Source organism: Actinomadura craniellae (genome assembly GCF_003289645.1).
In the GTDB taxonomy this organism is placed as follows: Bacteria; Actinomycetota; Actinomycetes; order Streptosporangiales; family Streptosporangiaceae; genus Actinomadura_D; species Actinomadura_D craniellae.
In genome coordinates, this window is record NZ_QLYX01000013.1 from 177,286 (window position 1) to 193,001 (window position 15,716).

General features: G+C 72.4%; 16 protein-coding genes. 13 read left to right on the forward strand and 3 right to left on the reverse strand.

What is annotated here, in order from left to right; all coding sequences use genetic code 11:
• The first annotated feature begins 62 nt into the window (after window positions 1-62).
• The 13 genes from ftsY (at window position 63) to DPM19_RS25445 (ending at window position 12,421) form a co-directional block, all read left to right on the forward strand.
• Window positions 63-1,217, forward strand: coding sequence for a signal recognition particle-docking protein FtsY (gene ftsY / locus DPM19_RS25385; protein ID WP_111870528.1), 1,155 nt, complete (start codon window positions 63-65; stop codon window positions 1,215-1,217).
• A gap of 214 nt (window positions 1,218-1,431) precedes the next feature.
• On the forward strand, window positions 1,432-2,766 hold the full coding sequence (locus DPM19_RS25390) for an ammonium transporter (RefSeq protein WP_111870529.1): 1,335 nt from the start codon (window positions 1,432-1,434) through the stop codon (window positions 2,764-2,766).
• The gene (locus tag DPM19_RS25395; protein WP_111870530.1) at window positions 2,763-3,101 is read left to right on the forward strand and encodes a P-II family nitrogen regulator; all 339 of its coding nucleotides are present in this window, start codon (window positions 2,763-2,765) and stop codon (window positions 3,099-3,101) included. The genes DPM19_RS25390 and DPM19_RS25395 overlap by 4 nt, the downstream gene beginning before the upstream one ends.
• Window positions 3,102-3,228: 127 nt before the next feature.
• Complete coding sequence (locus tag DPM19_RS25400) at window positions 3,229-5,502, forward strand: [protein-PII] uridylyltransferase (RefSeq protein ID WP_111870531.1); 2,274 nt, start codon at window positions 3,229-3,231, stop codon at window positions 5,500-5,502.
• A 73-nt stretch (window positions 5,503-5,575) separates the two neighbouring features.
• A complete protein-coding gene (gene ffh / locus DPM19_RS25405; protein ID WP_111870532.1) occupies window positions 5,576-7,120 on the forward strand; it encodes a signal recognition particle protein in 1,545 nt (514 codons plus the stop codon).
• Between the two features lie 178 nt (window positions 7,121-7,298).
• On the forward strand, window positions 7,299-7,751 hold the full coding sequence (rpsP, locus tag DPM19_RS25410) for a 30S ribosomal protein S16 (protein WP_111870610.1): 453 nt from the start codon (window positions 7,299-7,301) through the stop codon (window positions 7,749-7,751).
• A 1-nt stretch (window position 7,752) separates the two neighbouring features.
• Window positions 7,753-7,995 carry an RNA-binding protein gene (locus DPM19_RS25415; protein ID WP_111870533.1) on the forward strand — a complete coding sequence of 81 codons (243 nt, stop codon included), beginning with the start codon at window positions 7,753-7,755 and terminating at the stop codon, window positions 7,993-7,995.
• A gap of 4 nt (window positions 7,996-7,999) precedes the next feature.
• Window positions 8,000-8,521 (forward strand): ribosome maturation factor RimM, encoded by a 522-nt coding sequence (rimM, locus tag DPM19_RS25420; protein ID WP_111870534.1) that lies wholly within the window; start codon window positions 8,000-8,002, stop codon window positions 8,519-8,521.
• A 4-nt stretch (window positions 8,522-8,525) separates the two neighbouring features.
• Window positions 8,526-9,299 (forward strand): tRNA (guanosine(37)-N1)-methyltransferase TrmD, encoded by a 774-nt coding sequence (trmD, locus tag DPM19_RS25425; RefSeq protein WP_111870535.1) that lies wholly within the window; start codon window positions 8,526-8,528, stop codon window positions 9,297-9,299.
• Window positions 9,300-9,465: 166 nt separating this feature from the next.
• Window positions 9,466-9,816 carry a 50S ribosomal protein L19 gene (rplS, locus tag DPM19_RS25430; RefSeq protein WP_111870536.1) on the forward strand — a complete coding sequence of 117 codons (351 nt, stop codon included), beginning with the start codon at window positions 9,466-9,468 and terminating at the stop codon, window positions 9,814-9,816.
• 160 nt (window positions 9,817-9,976) lie between these two features.
• A complete protein-coding gene (gene lepB / locus DPM19_RS25435; RefSeq protein WP_111870537.1) occupies window positions 9,977-10,939 on the forward strand; it encodes a signal peptidase I in 963 nt (320 codons plus the stop codon).
• A 363-nt stretch (window positions 10,940-11,302) separates the two neighbouring features.
• Window positions 11,303-12,088 (forward strand): ribonuclease HII, encoded by a 786-nt coding sequence (locus DPM19_RS25440; protein WP_111870611.1) that lies wholly within the window; start codon window positions 11,303-11,305, stop codon window positions 12,086-12,088.
• A gap of 21 nt (window positions 12,089-12,109) precedes the next feature.
• Window positions 12,110-12,421, forward strand: coding sequence for a DUF2469 domain-containing protein (locus DPM19_RS25445; RefSeq protein ID WP_111870538.1), 312 nt, complete (start codon window positions 12,110-12,112; stop codon window positions 12,419-12,421).
• An 88-nt stretch (window positions 12,422-12,509) separates the two neighbouring features.
• On the opposite strand, the gene dprA is transcribed toward DPM19_RS25445, so the two are convergent.
• The 3 genes from dprA to DPM19_RS25460 are packed head-to-tail and all read right to left on the reverse strand — an operon-like array spanning window position 12,510 to window position 15,650.
• Window positions 12,510-13,730: a DNA-processing protein DprA gene (dprA, locus tag DPM19_RS25450; RefSeq protein WP_111870539.1), complete on the reverse strand. Its 1,221-nt coding sequence runs from the start codon at window positions 13,728-13,730 to the stop codon at window positions 12,510-12,512.
• On the reverse strand, window positions 13,727-15,289 hold the full coding sequence (locus DPM19_RS25455; protein ID WP_111870540.1) for a YifB family Mg chelatase-like AAA ATPase: 1,563 nt from the start codon (window positions 15,287-15,289) through the stop codon (window positions 13,727-13,729). The genes dprA and DPM19_RS25455 overlap by 4 nt, the downstream gene beginning before the upstream one ends.
• 1 nt (window position 15,290) lies before the next feature.
• Entirely contained in the window at window positions 15,291-15,650 is a 360-nt protein-coding gene (locus tag DPM19_RS25460) for a YraN family protein (RefSeq protein WP_111870541.1), read from the reverse strand.
• Between the last annotated feature and the right edge of the window lie 66 nt (window positions 15,651-15,716).

Consider the following 15,716-nt stretch of genomic DNA (forward strand, 5'->3'; position numbering starts at 1 on the left):
CAAGTTCGACGTGAACGGCTGACTTCGGCGACCCCGCCGCGTTCTGCGAAACTGGGAGGCCTATGGATCCCATTACTCTCATCGTGCTCATCGCGGCCCTGGCCGTGCTCGCCGTCGTGGTTGGCGGGGTGGCGTTCCTGCGCCCCGGCCGCCGCAAGACGCCGCCGCCCCCGCCTCCGGGCGAGGGCACCGCCGGCGGCGCCGGGACGGGAGTCCTGGAACGCGAGGCCGCGCCCACCGCGACGGCCCCGCCGGTCGAGGAGGCGCCGCCCGCGCCCGCGATCGAGCTGCCGCCGCCCTCGGCCGGCCGGCTCGTCCGGCTGCGCGCCCGGCTGGCCCGGTCGCAGACGGCCTTCGGCCGCACGATGCTCGCCCTGCTGTCCCGCGACACGCTCGACGACGAGGCCTGGGAGGAGATCGAGGACGCGCTGATCGGCGCGGACATCGGCGTCGCCCCCGCCCGGCAGATCGTTGAGGACCTGCGGACCAAGGTGCAGGTGCTGGGCTCCCGCACCCCCGGGGAGGTGCGGGAACTGCTCAAGGGCGAGCTCGTCGCCCAGATCGGCCCCGACCTGCCGCGCGGGCTGCGCACCGAGCCGCACGGCACCCGGCCCGCCGTGCTGATGGTCGTCGGCGTCAACGGCACCGGCAAGACCACCACGTGCGGCAAGCTGGCCCGGGTGCTGGTCGGCGACGGCCGCACCGTGCTGCTCGGCGCGGCCGACACCTTCCGCGCCGCCGCCGCCGACCAGCTCGTCACCTGGGGTTCCCGGGTGGGCGCCGAGGTGGTCCGCGGCGAGGAGGGCGCCGACCCGGCCAGTGTCGCGTTCGAGGCCGTCAAGCAGGGCGTCGAGACCAAGGTCGACGCGGTGATCGTCGACACCGCGGGCCGGCTGCACACCAAGACCGGCCTGATGGACGAGCTCGGCAAGGTCAAGCGGGTGGTGGAGAAGCAGGCCACGGTGGACGAGGTGCTGCTCGTCCTCGACGCCACCACCGGCCAGAACGGGCTCCGCCAGGCCCGGGTGTTCGCCGAGGTGGTCGATGTCACCGGCATCGTGCTGACCAAGCTCGACGGCACGGCCAAGGGCGGCATCGTGGTCCAGGTGCAGCGCGAGCTGGGCGTCCCGGTGAAGCTGGTCGGTCTCGGCGAGGGGCCCGACGACCTCGCCCCGTTCGAGCCGGAGGCGTTCGTGGACGCGATCCTCGGGGAGTGAAAAGGTTACGGGTTTGATATATGGGGCAAATCACACCAACTTTGGGAATCATCACCTATTGGAACGCAACAAGAGTGAGGGTTTGGAAACACCTTAGAAACATGGCGCCGCCGGGTTTCACATAGTCGAAACACGCGGGCATCTCGGGTGAAACCCCTGAGCCGGAACCTCTACCCATTCGCAAGTTCCGTGCCGAGGAGGGGCTCTCTCCGAGATGAAGATCGATAGCGGTAGCACCGCCTGGTTGCTGACGAGTACCGCGCTCGTCCTGCTCATGACCCCGGGACTGGCCTTCTTCTATGGAGGCATGAGCCGGGCCAAGAGCGTCCTCAACATGATGATGATGAGCTTCGTCAGCATCGCCGTCGTGAGCATGGTCTGGGTCGTCTACGGGTACTCCCTCGCCTTCACCGACGGCGGCGGGCTGAACTCGTTCATCGGTGGCCTGGGCGACTGGGGGCTCGTCGGCCTTGAGACATCGGCGACACTGGACGACGGGACCGGCATCCCGTCCCTGGTGTTCGTGGCCTTCCAGGCGACGTTCGCCATCATCACCGTCGCCCTCATCAGCGGCGCGATCGCGGACCGGGCCAAGTTCGGGGCGTGGGTCGTGTTCACCCTGATCTGGGTCACGATCGTCTACCTGCCCATCGCCCACTGGGTCTGGTTCTTCGGCCCCGAGGACGGCGAGGGCGGCTGGATCGGAGCCGGGGTCGGCGCACTGGACTTCGCCGGCGGCACGGTGGTCCACATCAACGCCGGTGCGGCGGCACTGGCGCTCGCGCTGGTGCTCGGCAAGCGCAAGGGCTGGCCGCGGGAGCCGATGCGCCCGCACAACCTGCCGTTCGTCCTGCTGGGCGCGGGCCTGCTGTGGTTCGGCTGGTTCGGCTTCAACGCGGGCTCCGCGCTCGGGGCCAACGGCACCGCCGCGGTGGCGTTCATCAACACGCTGGTCGCCACCGGTGCGGCCGGGTTCGCCTGGATCGTCGTCGAGAAGATCCGTGACGGCAGCTCCACCACCCTCGGCATCGCCTCCGGCGTGGTGGCCGGCCTGGTCGCCGTCACCCCGGCCTGCGCGTTCATCACCCCGCTCGGGGCGATCGTGCTCGGCCTGGTCGCCGGCGCCGTCTGCGCCCTGGCGGTCAGCCTCAAGTACAAGCTGGGCTACGACGACTCGCTCGACGTGGTCGGCGTCCACCTGGTCGGCGGTGTCATCGGCGCCCTGCTGATCGGCATCCTCGCCACCACGGCGGTCAACGAGGCCGGCGCGGACGGCCTGCTGGCCGGCGGCGGCGTCGGCCTGCTGGGCAAGCAGGCGATCGCGGTCGTCGCGACCATCGCCTACTCCTTCATCGTCACCTTCATCATCGGTAAGGTCCTGGACCTCACGATGGGCTTCCGGATCGGTGAAGAGGACGAGGTTTCGGGCATCGACAGTGTTGCCCACGCGGAGACCGCCTACGACTTCGGCAGCATCCACGGTGGTGGCGCCGGCTCGTCGTCCGCGGCCCCGGTGGGCTCCGCGCAGAAGGTGGAGGCGGACGCATGAAGCTGATCACCGCAGTGATCAAGCCGTTCAAGCTCGACGAGGTCAAGGCGGCCCTGGAGACCTACGGGGTCAAGGGCCTGACGATCAGCGAGGCCAGCGGCTACGGCCGGCAGAAGGGCCACACCGAGGTCTACCGCGGCGCCGAGTACAAGGTCGACGTGGTGCCCAAGCTCCGGGTCGAGGTGCTGGTCGACGACGAGGACTCCGCAGACGTTCTGGACGTCATCGTCAAGGCCGCCCAGACGGGCAAGATCGGCGACGGCAAGGTGTGGATCGTCCCGGTCGAGACCGTCGTCCGGGTGCGCACCGGCGAGACCGGCGTCGAGGCGCTCTAGCCACGGTGTGATCGGGGAACTCGGGGGAATCGCTCCAGGCGCGAATGAGAAGGGGTGCTCCGGGCCGGCCGGCCCGGAGCACCCCTTCCCCCGTGCTGGAGCGAAGCGAGGGACGAGGAGCGAGCCGATGAGCTTTGACGTGGCCGTGCCGCCCGCGGGCGGCACCCGGACCGAGCGGGTGCGGCAGTCCTACGCCGCCGCCCGCGCCGCCCGGGCCGACGAACTCGACCGCTGGCTGGCCGGGCTGCTCGGCGACGAGCCGCAGGTCGCGCTGATCGCCGTGGGCAGCCACGCCCGACGCGAGCTGACCCCCGGCGGCGACCTCGACCTGGTACTGGTGCACCGCGGGCGGGACGACATCGCCGAGGTGGCCGATCGCCTCTGGTACCCGATCTGGGACTCCGGGCTGCGGCTGGACCACTCCGTCCGCACGGTCGAGGAGGGCCGCTCGGTGGCGCGCGCGGACCTCAAGGCGGCGCCCGGCCTGCTGGCGGCCCGCCGGATCGCCGGCGACCGCGCGCTGGCCGACGAGCTGCGGGCCGGGGTGCTCGCCGACTGGCGGGCCGACGCGCGGACCCGGCTGGCCGGGCTGGCGGAGCTGACGCGGCGCCGCTGGGAGACCAAGGGCGAGCTGGCCTTCCTGCTCGAACCCGACCTCAAGGACGCCCGGGGCGGGCTCCGCGACGTGCACATGATCCACGCGGTCGCCGCGTCCTGGGCGGCGCCCGGGCCCGACGCGCGCGCCCGCACCGCCTACGGGCTGCTGCTCGACGTCCGGCACGCCCTGCACGAGGTCACCGGACGGTCCGCCGACCGCCTGCAACTGCAGGACCAGGAGGCGGTGGCGGCGGCGCTCGGGCTGCCCGACGGCAACGCCCTGCTGCGCATCCTCGTCGAGGCCGGACGGACGATCACCTACTCCGCCGACCACGTGTGGCGCAGCGTCGACCGGTTCTGCGCCCCGCGCCGCCGCGGCGTCCGGATCGAGCGCCGCCCGCTGGCCGACGGGGTCGTCGAGCACGGCGACGAGGTGGCGCTGGCCCGCGGCGCCGACCTGGACGACCCCACCATCGTGCTGCGCGTCGCCGCGGCCGCGGCCCAGGCGGGCATGCCGCTGGCCCCGGCCACCGTCGAGCGGCTGGCCGAGCGGGTCGGCCCGCTGCCGGTGCCCTGGCCCGCCGAGGCCCGCAACGCACTGGTCGCGCTGCTGGGCGCGGGGCCGGCCGCGATCGGCGTCTGGGAGGCGCTGGACCAGGCGGGGCTGATCGTCCGGATGCTCCCCGACTGGGCGCACGTGCGCAACCGCCCGCAGCGCAACGCCGTGCACCGCTTCACCGTCGACCGGCACCTGGTGGAGGCCGCGGCCGGCGCCGCCGCGCTGACCCGCGACGTGGCCCGGCCCGACCTGCTGCTCGTCGGCGCACTGCTGCACGACATCGGCAAGGGACAGCCGGGCGACCACTCGGTCGTCGGGGCGGCGATGACCCGCGACATCGCGACCCGGATGGGCTTCAAGCCCGCCGACGTGGACGTCCTCGAAACCGTCGTCCGGCACCACCTGCTGCTGCCCGACACCGCCACCCGGCGCGACCTGGAGGACCCGGTGACGGTGTCCACGGTGGTCGAGGCGGTGGGCGACCACACCGTGCTGGAACTGCTGGCCGCGCTGGCCGTGGCCGACGCCCAGGCGACGGGCCCCGCGGCCTGGGGGAACTGGAAGGCCCGGCTGATCGACGACCTGGTCCGCCGGGCCGGTGCGGCGCTGGCCGGCCGGGCGCTGCCGCCGCCCTTCGAGCCGACCGCGGACCAGCTCGCGCTGGCCCGGCACGGCGGCGGGGCGGTCCGGATCGCCGGTTCCCGGGTGACCGTGGCCGTCCCCGACCGGCCCGGGCTGCTGTGGCGGGCGGCTGGAGTCCTCGCGCTGCACCGGCTGGTCGTCCGCACGGCCCGGGCGGTGGCCTCCCAGGACGCGGGCACGGCCGTCCTGACCTTCACCGCCGTGCCCGAGTTCGGCTCCCCGCCCGACCCGGCCGCGCTGGAGGCCGACCTGCGTCGGGTGCTGGCCGGCCGGCTCGACGTCGCCGAACGGCTGGAACGCCGGGCGGCGTCGGTGCGCCGCCGGCCGGGCGTGGCCGTCCCCCCGCCCCGGGTGACGATCGTCGACGACGCCTCCGCGACCGCGACCGTCGTGGAGGTGCGCGCACACGACCGGCCCGGCCTGCTGTGGCGGGTCGGCCAGGCGTTGGGCGAGTGCGGCCTGCGGATGCGGGGCGCCCGGGTGGACACCCTCGGCGCGGACGCCGTGGACGTGTTCTACGTCGTGGGCGAGGACGGCCTGCCGCTCGCCGCGGAGCCCGTGCTCGCGGAGGTTCGGGAGAAGGTGCTGGCCGCTCTGCGCTGACCGCGCGGGACCCCCGGCGGCACCCGATACTCTGAAGTTCGTTCCCTTTGGCTTCTAGGACGGGTCCAGACACGTGTTCGAGACGCTCTCCGACCGGTTGACGACGGTCTTCTCGTCGCTGCGCAGCAAGGGCAGGCTCTCCGAGTCCGACATCAACGCGACCGCCCGCGAGATCCGCGTCGCGCTGCTGGAGGCGGACGTCGCGCTGCCGGTGGTGAAGGACTTCATCGCCCAGATCAGGGAACGGGCGCGCGGGGCCGAGGTCTCGCAGGCGCTGAACCCGGCCCAGCAGGTTGTCAAGATCGTCAACGACGAGCTCATCAACATCCTCGGCGGCGAGACCCGGCGGGTCCGGTTCGCCAAGCGCCCGCCGACCGTGATCATGCTCGCGGGCCTCCAGGGCGCCGGTAAGACGACGCTGGCGGGCAAGCTGGGCCGCTGGCTCAAGTCCGAGGGGCACGCTCCGCTGCTGGTGGCGGCCGACCTGCAGCGGCCCAACGCGGTGCAGCAGCTCGAAGTGGTGGGGGAGCGGGCCGGGGTGGCGGTGTTCGCCCCCGAGCCCGGCAACGGGGTGGGCGACCCGATCGAGGTGGCCCGGCGCTCCATCGAACAGGCCCGGCACGCCCAGCACGACGTGGTCGTGATCGACACCGCCGGTCGGCTGGGCGTCGACGCCGAGATGATGCAGCAGGCCGCCGACATCCGGGACGCGGTCGAGCCGGACGAGATCCTGTTCGTCGTCGACGCGATGATCGGTCAGGACGCCGTCACGACCGCCCAGGCGTTCCTCGACGGGGTGGGCTTCGACGGCGTGGTGCTCACCAAGCTCGACGGCGACGCGCGCGGCGGTGCCGCGCTGTCGGTGCGGCACATCACCGGCCGGCCCATCATGTTCGCGTCGACCGGCGAGAAGCTGGAGGACTTCGATGTCTTCCACCCCGACCGGATGGCCGGGCGCATCCTCGACATGGGCGACATCCTCACCCTGATCGAGCAGGCGGAGAAGGCGTTCGACGCCGACCAGGCCGCCAAGATGACGACCAAGTTCGCCTCCGGCGAGGACTTCACGCTCGACGACTTCCTCGAGCAGATGATGATGATCCGCAAGCTGGGCCCGATCGGCAACCTGCTGGGCATGCTCCCCGGCATGGGCCAGATGCGCGACCAGGTCGGCAACATCGACGACAAGGACCTCGACCGGGTGGCGGCGATCATCCGCTCGATGACCCCGGGCGAGCGTTCCGCCCCCAAGATCATCAATGGTTCGCGGCGGGCCCGCATCGCCAAGGGCTCCGGCGTCACCGTGGGCGAGGTCGGCGCCCTGGTGACCCGCTTCTTCGAGGCGCAGAAGATGATGCGCCAGATGGCCGGCGGGATGGGCATCCCCGGGATGCCCGGCACCCGACGCAAGGGGGCCAAGGCCGCCGCCAAGGGCAAGAAGAAGGGCCGGCAGCGCAGCGGCGACCCGCGCAAGCGGGCCGGCGGGCCCGGGGCCGGCGGCGCGGCGCCGCAGCAGGCCGCGCTGCCCCCGAGCCTGCCGCCCGGGCTGTCCGGCCAACTGCCGCCGGGGTTCCAGATGCCCGATCTGGGCAATCTCCAGCCGCCCAAGAAGAAGTGACGCCCGGCTGATCGATTGCGCCTTTGCGCAAAGCGTCTGGCACAATGGCGAGCTGGAAACCCGATGTCCGCAGGCGCCCTCTCTCGTCTTGCGGCCCGGAGTCCATCGAGCGGTAGATCCCGGTCCCCACCTGGGGTCGTCCCCGCTCTCCATGTCGAAGCTGGAGAACACCACACCCGTGGCAGTCAAGATCAAGCTCAAGCGTCTGGGGAAGATCCGGAACCCGCAGTACCGGATCATCGTCGCCGATGCCCGCACCAAGCGTGACGGCCGGGCCATCGAGGAGATCGGCAAGTACCACCCGAAGGAGGAGCCCTCGCTGATCGAGGTCGACTCCGAGCGGGCGCAGTACTGGCTCGGAGTCGGCGCGCAGCCGACCGAGCCGGTCCTCACCCTCCTCAAGATCACCGGCGACTGGCAGAAGTTCAAGGGCGAGCCCGGTGCCGAGGGCACCCTCAAGGTGGCCGCGCCCAGGGCCGACAAGAAGGCCGTCTTCGCCGAGGCCGTCAAGGAGGCCTACAAGGAGGACGAGGGCGCCGCCACGACTCCGAAGGCCAAGAAGAAGTCCGAGCCGAAGAAGTCCGAGGCCGCCGCTCCGGCCGCCGAGAGCAGCGAAGCCGGCGAGGCCTAAAGTGCTCGAAGAAGCGCTCGAGCACCTGGTCCGGGGCATCGTGGAGCATCCGGACGAAGTCCGGGTACGCCCGCGCCGGATCCGGGGCGGCCGGGTCCTGGAGGTGCGCGTGCACCCCGAGGACCTCGGCAAGGTCATCGGCCGCAGCGGGCGCACCGCCAAGGCTCTCCGCACCGTGGTCAGCGCCCTCTCCGGGGGCCGGTACGTGCGGGTGGACCTGCTCGACGTCAACGAGGTCCGCTGAGGACATGCAGGTCGTCGTCGGCCGGATCGGCCGGCCGCACGGGATTCGTGGCGAGGTCACGATCGACGTCCGCACGGACGATCCCGATTCCCGGTTCGCACCGGGAACCGAGCTCGCCACGGATCCCGAGCAGGCCGGCCCCCTCACCATCGAGCGGGCCCGCTGGCACTCCGGCACGCTGCTGCTGAACCTGGCCGGGGTCGGTGACCGCGATGCCGCCGAGGCGCTGCGCGGCACCTGGCTGGTCGTCGAGCTGGGCGAGATCCCACTCGGTGACGACCCCGACGAGTTCCACGATCAGCAACTGATCGGGCTCTCCGTGGTGACCGCGCAGGGCGTGCCGGTGGGCACCGTGACCGAGATCCGGCACCAGGGCCAGGACCTGCTGGTCATCCGCCGTGGTGCCGGTGCCGGTGCTGGTGCCGGTGACGAGGCGCTGGTGCCCTTCGTGGCCGCGCTCGTGCCCGAGGTCGACGTGGCCGCCGGCCGGCTGGTGATCGATCCGCCGCCGGGCCTGCTCGACTGACGCCATGCGCATCGACATCGTCTCGATCTTTCCCGAGTACTTCGCCCCGCTCGACGTCTCGCTGCTCGGCAAGGCCCGGCGGCGGGGGCTCGTCGACGTCACCGTGCACGATCTGCGCGAGTGGACCCACGACCGGCACCGGACGGTGGACGACACCCCGTACGGCGGTGGGCCCGGGATGGTGATGAAACCCGAGCCCTGGGGTGAGGCGCTCGACACCATCGCGCCACCGCCCGTGACGCCGCGGCTGGTCGTGCCCACACCCAGCGGGCGGCCGTTCACCCAGGCGCTCGCGGTGGAGTACGCCGCCGAGCCCTGGCTGCTGTTCGCCTGCGGGCGGTACGAGGGCATCGACTCCCGGGTCGTCGCGGCGGCCCGCGAGCGGATGCCGGTCGACGAGGTCGGCATCGGCGACTACGTGCTCGCCGGCGGTGAGGTGGCGGTGCTGGTGATGGTCGAGGCCGTCAGCAGGTTGCTGCCCGGGGTGCTGGGCAACCTCGACTCGGTCACCGACGACTCGTTCGCGCCCGGCGCGATGGAGACCCTGCTGGAAGGGCCCATCTACACCAAGCCGCCCGTCTGGCGCGACCGTCCCGTTCCCGAAGTGCTGCTGTCGGGGAACCACGGCGCCATCGCCCGCTGGCGGCGGGACCAGGCGCTGCGCCGGACGGCGGCCCACCGGCCCGACCTGGTGGCCCGTCTCACCGGGCTGGACGACCACGACCGCCGGGTGTTGCGGGAGGCCGGGTACGACCAGGAACCTGACGGGGAGCCCTGACACCGTTTTCCGGTGGACCGAGATCCTGTGGCACACTAGAGCGTCGCCCGGCTTCGTGCTGGGCACCTCATGACTTCCCGGCAAGACCCGCACTCCGCGGCGCAACGCCCCCACCATGTTCACCGGGGCCTCTGGTGTCCGCGTTCGACCACAAGGATTCGCAGTCATGCACACCCTGATCCAGGAGATCGAAAAGGCCGCGATGCGGTCGGACATCCCCGACTTCCGCCCCGGTGACACGCTGAAGGTGCACGTGCGCGTGACGGAAGGCAACCGGAGCCGGATCCAGGTCTTCCAGGGCGTGGTGATCCGGCGGCAGGGCGGTGGCGCCCGCGAGACCTTCACGGTCCGCAAGGTCAGCTACAGCGTCGGGGTGGAGCGCACCTTCCCGCTGAACAGCCCCTCCATTGACAAGATCGAGGTCGTCACCCGAGGTGACGTCCGCCGCGCCAAGCTCTACTACCTGCGCAACCTGCGCGGCAAGGCGGCGCGCATCAAGGAGAAGCGCGACTTCTGAGGCTCGTCATGCCCGCCCCGGCCCGTCCCGCCGACGGCCCGGGGCGTTCATGTACCGAGCCTTACCCGCCCCTTACCGGCGGGGTCGTACGCTCAGGGCGGTGCGCAACACGGTGGAGCGTTTGGCCACCTGCCGTTGCGCACCTATTAGGCTCGACCCGATGACAGACGATGACCGGGACCTACGGGATCTCGAGGCGGCCCGTACCGGCGGCGGCGATCCCGATGCGCCCGAGGACGATCGGAGAGACGTGCGTTCCGAGGCCGAAGGTGCGGTGCCGGAGGAGAAGTGGCCGGTCGACGAGCCGGACCCGGCTGATGACGAGGGCAAGAAGCAGGGCTCCTTCTGGAAGGAACTGCCGGTCCTCATCGGGGTCGCGCTGGTACTGGCCCTGATCATCAAGGCTTTCGCGGTCCAGGCCTTCTACATCCCGTCGGCCTCGATGGAGAACACACTCCAGATCGGCGACCGGGTGCTGGTCAACAAGATCGTCTACCGCACTCGCGATGTCGAACGCGGTGACATCGTCGTTTTCAACGGGCTCGACTCCTGGGACCCCGAGGTCCAGTACGAGCAGCCGTCCAACCCCGTGATGCGTGCGCTCCGGGCGGTCGGCAGCGCCTTCGGGGTGGTGCCCCAGGAGAAGGACTACATCAAGCGGGTCATCGGGGTCCCCGGCGACCGGGTCAAGTGCTGCGACGCCCAGGGCCGGATGACCGTCAACGGGGTGCCGCTGGACGAACGGTCCTACCTGTACACCGACGCGTTCAGCGGGCAGCAGAACAAGCCGTCCAACGACGCCTTCGACGTGACGGTGGGCCAGGGGCAGCTCTGGGTGATGGGCGACCACCGCGAGGTCTCCTACGACTCACGGCAGCACCGGGGCGACCCGGGCGGCGGCGCGATTCCCGAGTCCCGCGTGATCGGCCGGGCCTTCGTCGTCGTCTGGCCGCTGAACCGCATCGACACCCTGCCGATTCCCAAGACCTTCCAGCAGCCGGCGCTGAGCGCCGCCGCCGCACTCGCCCCGGCCACTCCCATGGTGCTGGGTCTGGTCACCGCCCTTCCCCTCACCTGGACGCACCGCCGGTTCCGCCGGTACCGGCACTCCCGCCGGAACTGAGCCTCCCGGTCCATCGGCGTTGCCACCGGAGGCCACTCGTTCGGGCAGGGCCGGTTGACGCCGTTGGGACGAAGTTGCCGGGTCACCGCCGAGGCCGCTCGTCCGGACGAGGCCAGGGCATCCGGTCCTCGCCTGGGCTGCTCGGCCGTCCACGTCGCCGACCGGGATGGCCGGGCGGGGATCCGTCCTCGCCCGGGCGGTTCGGCCGATGCCCGGGATGGGACCGTGTGGCCGGGTGGCCGGAGCGCTCCGGGGCTCACCCGCCGGGTGAGGTCAGGGTGGACGTACGGGGCGAGGGTCCTGTGCGCCGCCCCGGCGCCGGCGAGGACGGCCTAGGCTTGTCCTCATGGAGCCGAGGTGACGATGACGGGTCTACGGCGCCCGCCCCGGTACACACCGCGCCGTGACGCCGGGCTGTACGCCTACGAGCGCGCGCTCGAACACGGCGGGTTCACTCCGGTGGCCGGTGTCGACGAGGCCGGACGGGGAGCCTGCGCGGGTCCCATGGTGATCGCCGCGGTGATCCTGCCGGCCGGACGGCGTGACCGGATCGAGGGGCTGGCCGACTCCAAGCTGCTCACCCCCCGCCGCCGGGAGGAGATCTACGCGCGGATCGTGGCCCGGGCACGGGCGTGGAGCGTGGTGGTCGTCCCATCCCGCGACATCGACCGGATCGGGCTGCACCGGTGCAACATCACCGGGATGCGGCGGGCCCTGGCCGCACTGACCGTCCGCCCGGCCTACGCGCTCAGCGACGGGTTCCGGATTCCCGGCCTGGACGTACCCGGGCTGGCGATCCCCAAGGGCGATCAGGTCGCCGCCTGCGTGGCCGCGGCCTCGGTCGTCGCCAAGGTGACCCGCGACCGGCTGATGGGCGAGCTGCACGAGCGCTTCCCCGAGTACGGCTTCGACGTGCACAAGGGTTACGGCACCCGGGAGCACACGGCCGCGCTGGCCGCGCACGGCCCGTGCGCCGAGCACCGCTTCTCGTTCGTGAACATCGCACGGCTGCAGGAGGACGTGACCACCATGCGGAAGGACGGAACCCCCGATGCGCGGATGCGCAAGAATGAATCCGGGGCGCCCGGGGACACTGCTCCGCACGGTGCAGATCTTGTTGGTGTGGCCGATCCGGCCGACGTCGCCTGATCAGGCAAGCGGGGAGGAACCGTGAGCGCAGAGGATCTCGAAAAGTACGAGACCGAGATGGAGCTCCAGCTCTATCGCGAGTACCGCGACGTCGTCGGCTTGTTCAGCTACGTCGTCGAGACCGAACGGCGGTTCTATCTCACCAACTCCGTGGACCTCCAGGTGCGCAGCACCGACAACGGCGAGGTGTTCTTCGAGGTCACGATGCAGGACGCCTGGGTCTGGGACATGTACCGCCCGGCGCGGTTCGTCAAGAACGTTCGGGTGGTCACCTTCAAGGACGTCAACGTCGAGGAACTGGCCAAGAGCGACCTCGAACTCCCGCGCAACTAACGCGGTTCGGCCGGCGCTCAGGGCCGGGACGGACGATGGCGCAGGTGGACGCGGAGTAGACGCGCGGCTGACGCCGCTCGGGCGGTGCTCAGGGCCGGACCCCCTGCCCGGAAGAACGGGACGGGTGGGGCTCGGCGCCCCCTGAAGGTCCCCGGCGGGCCGGGCGGTGGGGCATGCGCCAGCCCTGGCCACAACGTTCCACGAAGCCGCCGGCCGCGAGCACGCCGAGCAGGCCGTGGGCGGTGGCGGTGTCGACCCCGGCGCGGACCGCGATCTGCGCCAACCCCGCGGAGCCCCGGGCCGGGACGGCCTCCAGCACCTGCCGGGTGAGGGGTTCGAGCTCGTCGTGGGGAAGCACCGGCCCACGGGGGCGCGGAGCCAGATCGTCGCCGATGCTGCCGACCTCCTCGATCACCTCGGCGGCCGAGGTCACGCACCGGGCGGGCGGCTCGTCACGGAGCAACTGGTGGCAGCCCCGCGAACCGCGCGAGGTGACCGGGCCGGGCACGGCCATGACCGCCCGCCCCAGCTCGCGTGCATGGGTGGCGGTGTTGCGGGCACCGCTGCGGATCTCGGCCTCGACCACCACGGTGCCCCGGCTCAACGCCGCGATCACCCGGTTGCGGACGAGGAAGCGCAGCCGGGTCGGCCGCACCCCGGGTGGTGACTCGGTGACCAGCAGGGCGCGTTCGGCCATTTCGGCGAACAGGCCGTCGTTGCGGGACGGGTAGGGCCGGTCGACCCCGTTGGCGAAGACCCCGACGGTCGGACCGTCCGCGGCGAGCGCTCCCCGGTGGGCGGCGGCGTCGATGCCGAGGGCCCCGCCGCTGACCACCGTCCACCCGGCCCGAGCCAGGTCCGCGCCCAGTTCGGCGGCGACCCGCGTTCCGTAGGAGGTGGCGGCTCGCGCCCCCACCACGGCGACCGAACGCAGGCAGCCGAAGCGCAGGTCCATGGGGCCGCGCAGCCAGAGCGCGTACGGCCGCCGGTGACCGAGATCGTTGAGCGTGGTGGGCCATTCGGTGTCGCCCGGGCAGACCAGCCGCAGCCCCAGCCGGTCGGCCACCTCGCGGTCGGCCTCCGGATCGGCGCCGCCCAGCCGGATGCGCCAGCTTTCCAACCGTTCGGCGAGGCGTAGCCCGGCCCGCTCCCCGGAAACGATGCCGGCCGGGGCCGCACCGGTGCGGATCGCGTCAACGGCTCCGGCCGGCCCCAGCCGCTCGACCAGCCGGCCGAGCAGCGCGTCTCCCGGTTCGGCGACGGCGCAGAGCGTGGCCCGGGCGAACCGTTCCTCCGCGGCGGCGCTCATGCGGCCCTCCCGCTCCACAGGTCGAGGGCGCTGCCGACGTCCGAGGCCGCCGGGATGTCCCGGCCGGCGAGGTCGGCGCAGCTCCACGCCACACGCAGCACCCGGTCGAGCCCCCGGGCGCTGAGCGTCCCGGCGCCCAGGGCCCGATCGACCGGGAGCATCGCTTCCGGCGGCGGGGTGAACCGTCGCCGCAACTCCGGCCCCGGAACCTCGGCGTTCACCCGCCAGGGCGAGCCCGCCAGCCGCTTGGCGGCGCGCTCGCGGGCCTCCAGCACCCGTTCGGCGACCACCGCGCTGGACTCCGCGACCTCCAGGTCGTAGCGCAACTCGTTCTGGGTGGCCGCCTGGAGCTCCAGTTTCAGATCGATGCGGTCGAGCAGCGGCCCGGAGATCCGGGCCAGATACCGGTGCCGCACCGACGCGGGACAACTGCAGTCGATCTGCTTGGCCGCCGCGCAGGGGCAGGGGTTGGCCGCGAGGACCAGCATGAACTGGGCGGGGAACCGGGCGCTGCCGCCCGCCCGGGAGATCGTCACCTCGCCCGCCTCCAGCGGCTGCCGGAGCGCGTCGAGCACCCCACCGCTGAACTCGGGGGCTTCGTCCAGGAACAGGACCCCGTGATGGGCCAGGGAGGCGGCCCCGGGCTGGAGCAGCCGGCCGGAGCCGCTGCCCACCATGGCGGCCCGGGTGGCGGTGTGGTGCGGCGCGCAGAAGGGCGGCCGGTCGATCAGTGGCCGCCCCGGTGGCAGCGTGCCCGCCACCGAGTGGATCGCGCTGGCTTCTAGGGCCGCCTCCTGGTCCAGCGGGGGCAGCAGCGTCGGCAGCCGCTCGGCGAGCATGGTCTTGCCGCAGCCCGGCGGCCCGGCCAGCAACAGGTGATGACCTCCGGCGGCACTGATCTCCAGGGCTCGCCGGCCGTCGGCCTGACCGCGGACGTCGGACAGGTCGAGATCCGCACGACGGTCCCGCAGCCGCAGCGCCGCCCCCTCGGGGTGGGGCACGGTTGGGAGGGGCGGTTCGGCCTGCTCCTCCTCCACGGGCGGCGGCTCGCCGCGGAGCCGGCACATCAGCGCCCGCAGCGTGCCGACAGCGATCACTTCGGTGTCGGGGACGAGCATCGCCTCGTCGGCGTTGGGCCGGGGGACGACCACCGTCCGGCAGCCGGCCCCGGCCGCCGCCAGCACCGCGGGGAGCACCCCCGGCACCGTCCGGATCCGCCCGTCCAGCCCCAGCTCACCGATCATGACCAGGCCGTGGCAGGAGGACTGGGGTGCCGCCCCGGCGGCGGCCAGCATCGCGACCGCGATGGCCAGGTCGAAGCTCGACCCCCGCTTGGGCAGGCTGGCCGGGAAGAGGGAGACCGTGACGTGCCTGTTGGGCCAGGTCTCGCCCGAATTGAAGATGGCCGCCCGGACCCGGTCACGGGCCTCGGCGAGCGCCGCGTCGGGCAGCCCCACCAGATGCAGCCCCGGCACCCCGCTGGTGATGGCGGCCTCGACGTCGACGACGAAGCCCTCCATGCCGACCAGCGCGACCGAGCGCGTCCTGGCGAGTGCCATGTCAGCACACCCCCCGCAGGTGGTCGAGGGTGAACCCGTCGCCGGCGGTGCCGAGCAGCCCGATCACGTCGACCCGGATCCCGGCGGTGTGGATGCCGTGCGTGGCGCCCCACCGCCCGGCCAGCCGGCGCAGCCGGGCGGCCTTGGCCCGGCCGACCCCCTCGACGGGCGTGCCGAACGCGGCGTCCCGCCGTGTCTTGACCTCGCAGACCACGTGCTGGCGGCCGTCGTAGGCGATGATGTCGAGCTCTCCCTCGGGGCATCGCCAGTTGCGCTCGACGACCGTCCAGCCGAGCCGGGTGGTCAGGTAGCGCACCGCGGCGTCTTCGCCCTGGCGGCCCAGTGTCTTCTTGGCGCTCATCCGCCTCACCTCCGCCTCCGACGGTGCCTGGCGCGGCCTCCCGCCCGACAGTGGAACATCGTTCTG

Coding starts and splice junctions, on each gene's coding strand:
- ftsY (WP_111870528.1), top strand. CDS start 63: ATGGATCCCATTACTCTCATCGTGCTCATCGCGGCCCTGGCCGTGCTC.
- DPM19_RS25390 (WP_111870529.1), top strand. CDS start 1,432: ATGAAGATCGATAGCGGTAGCACCGCCTGGTTGCTGACGAGTACCGCG.
- DPM19_RS25395 (WP_111870530.1), top strand. CDS start 2,763: ATGAAGCTGATCACCGCAGTGATCAAGCCGTTCAAGCTCGACGAGGTC.
- DPM19_RS25400 (WP_111870531.1), top strand. CDS start 3,229: ATGAGCTTTGACGTGGCCGTGCCGCCCGCGGGCGGCACCCGGACCGAG.
- rimM (WP_111870534.1), top strand. CDS start 8,000: ATGCAGGTCGTCGTCGGCCGGATCGGCCGGCCGCACGGGATTCGTGGC.
- trmD (WP_111870535.1), top strand. CDS start 8,526: ATGCGCATCGACATCGTCTCGATCTTTCCCGAGTACTTCGCCCCGCTC.
- rplS (WP_111870536.1), top strand. CDS start 9,466: ATGCACACCCTGATCCAGGAGATCGAAAAGGCCGCGATGCGGTCGGAC.
- lepB (WP_111870537.1), top strand. CDS start 9,977: ATGACAGACGATGACCGGGACCTACGGGATCTCGAGGCGGCCCGTACC.
- DPM19_RS25440 (WP_111870611.1), top strand. CDS start 11,303: ATGACGGGTCTACGGCGCCCGCCCCGGTACACACCGCGCCGTGACGCC.
- dprA (WP_111870539.1), bottom strand. CDS start 13,730: ATGAGCGCCGCCGCGGAGGAACGGTTCGCCCGGGCCACGCTCTGCGCC.
- DPM19_RS25455 (WP_111870540.1), bottom strand. CDS start 15,289: ATGGCACTCGCCAGGACGCGCTCGGTCGCGCTGGTCGGCATGGAGGGC.
- DPM19_RS25460 (WP_111870541.1), bottom strand. CDS start 15,650: ATGAGCGCCAAGAAGACACTGGGCCGCCAGGGCGAAGACGCCGCGGTG.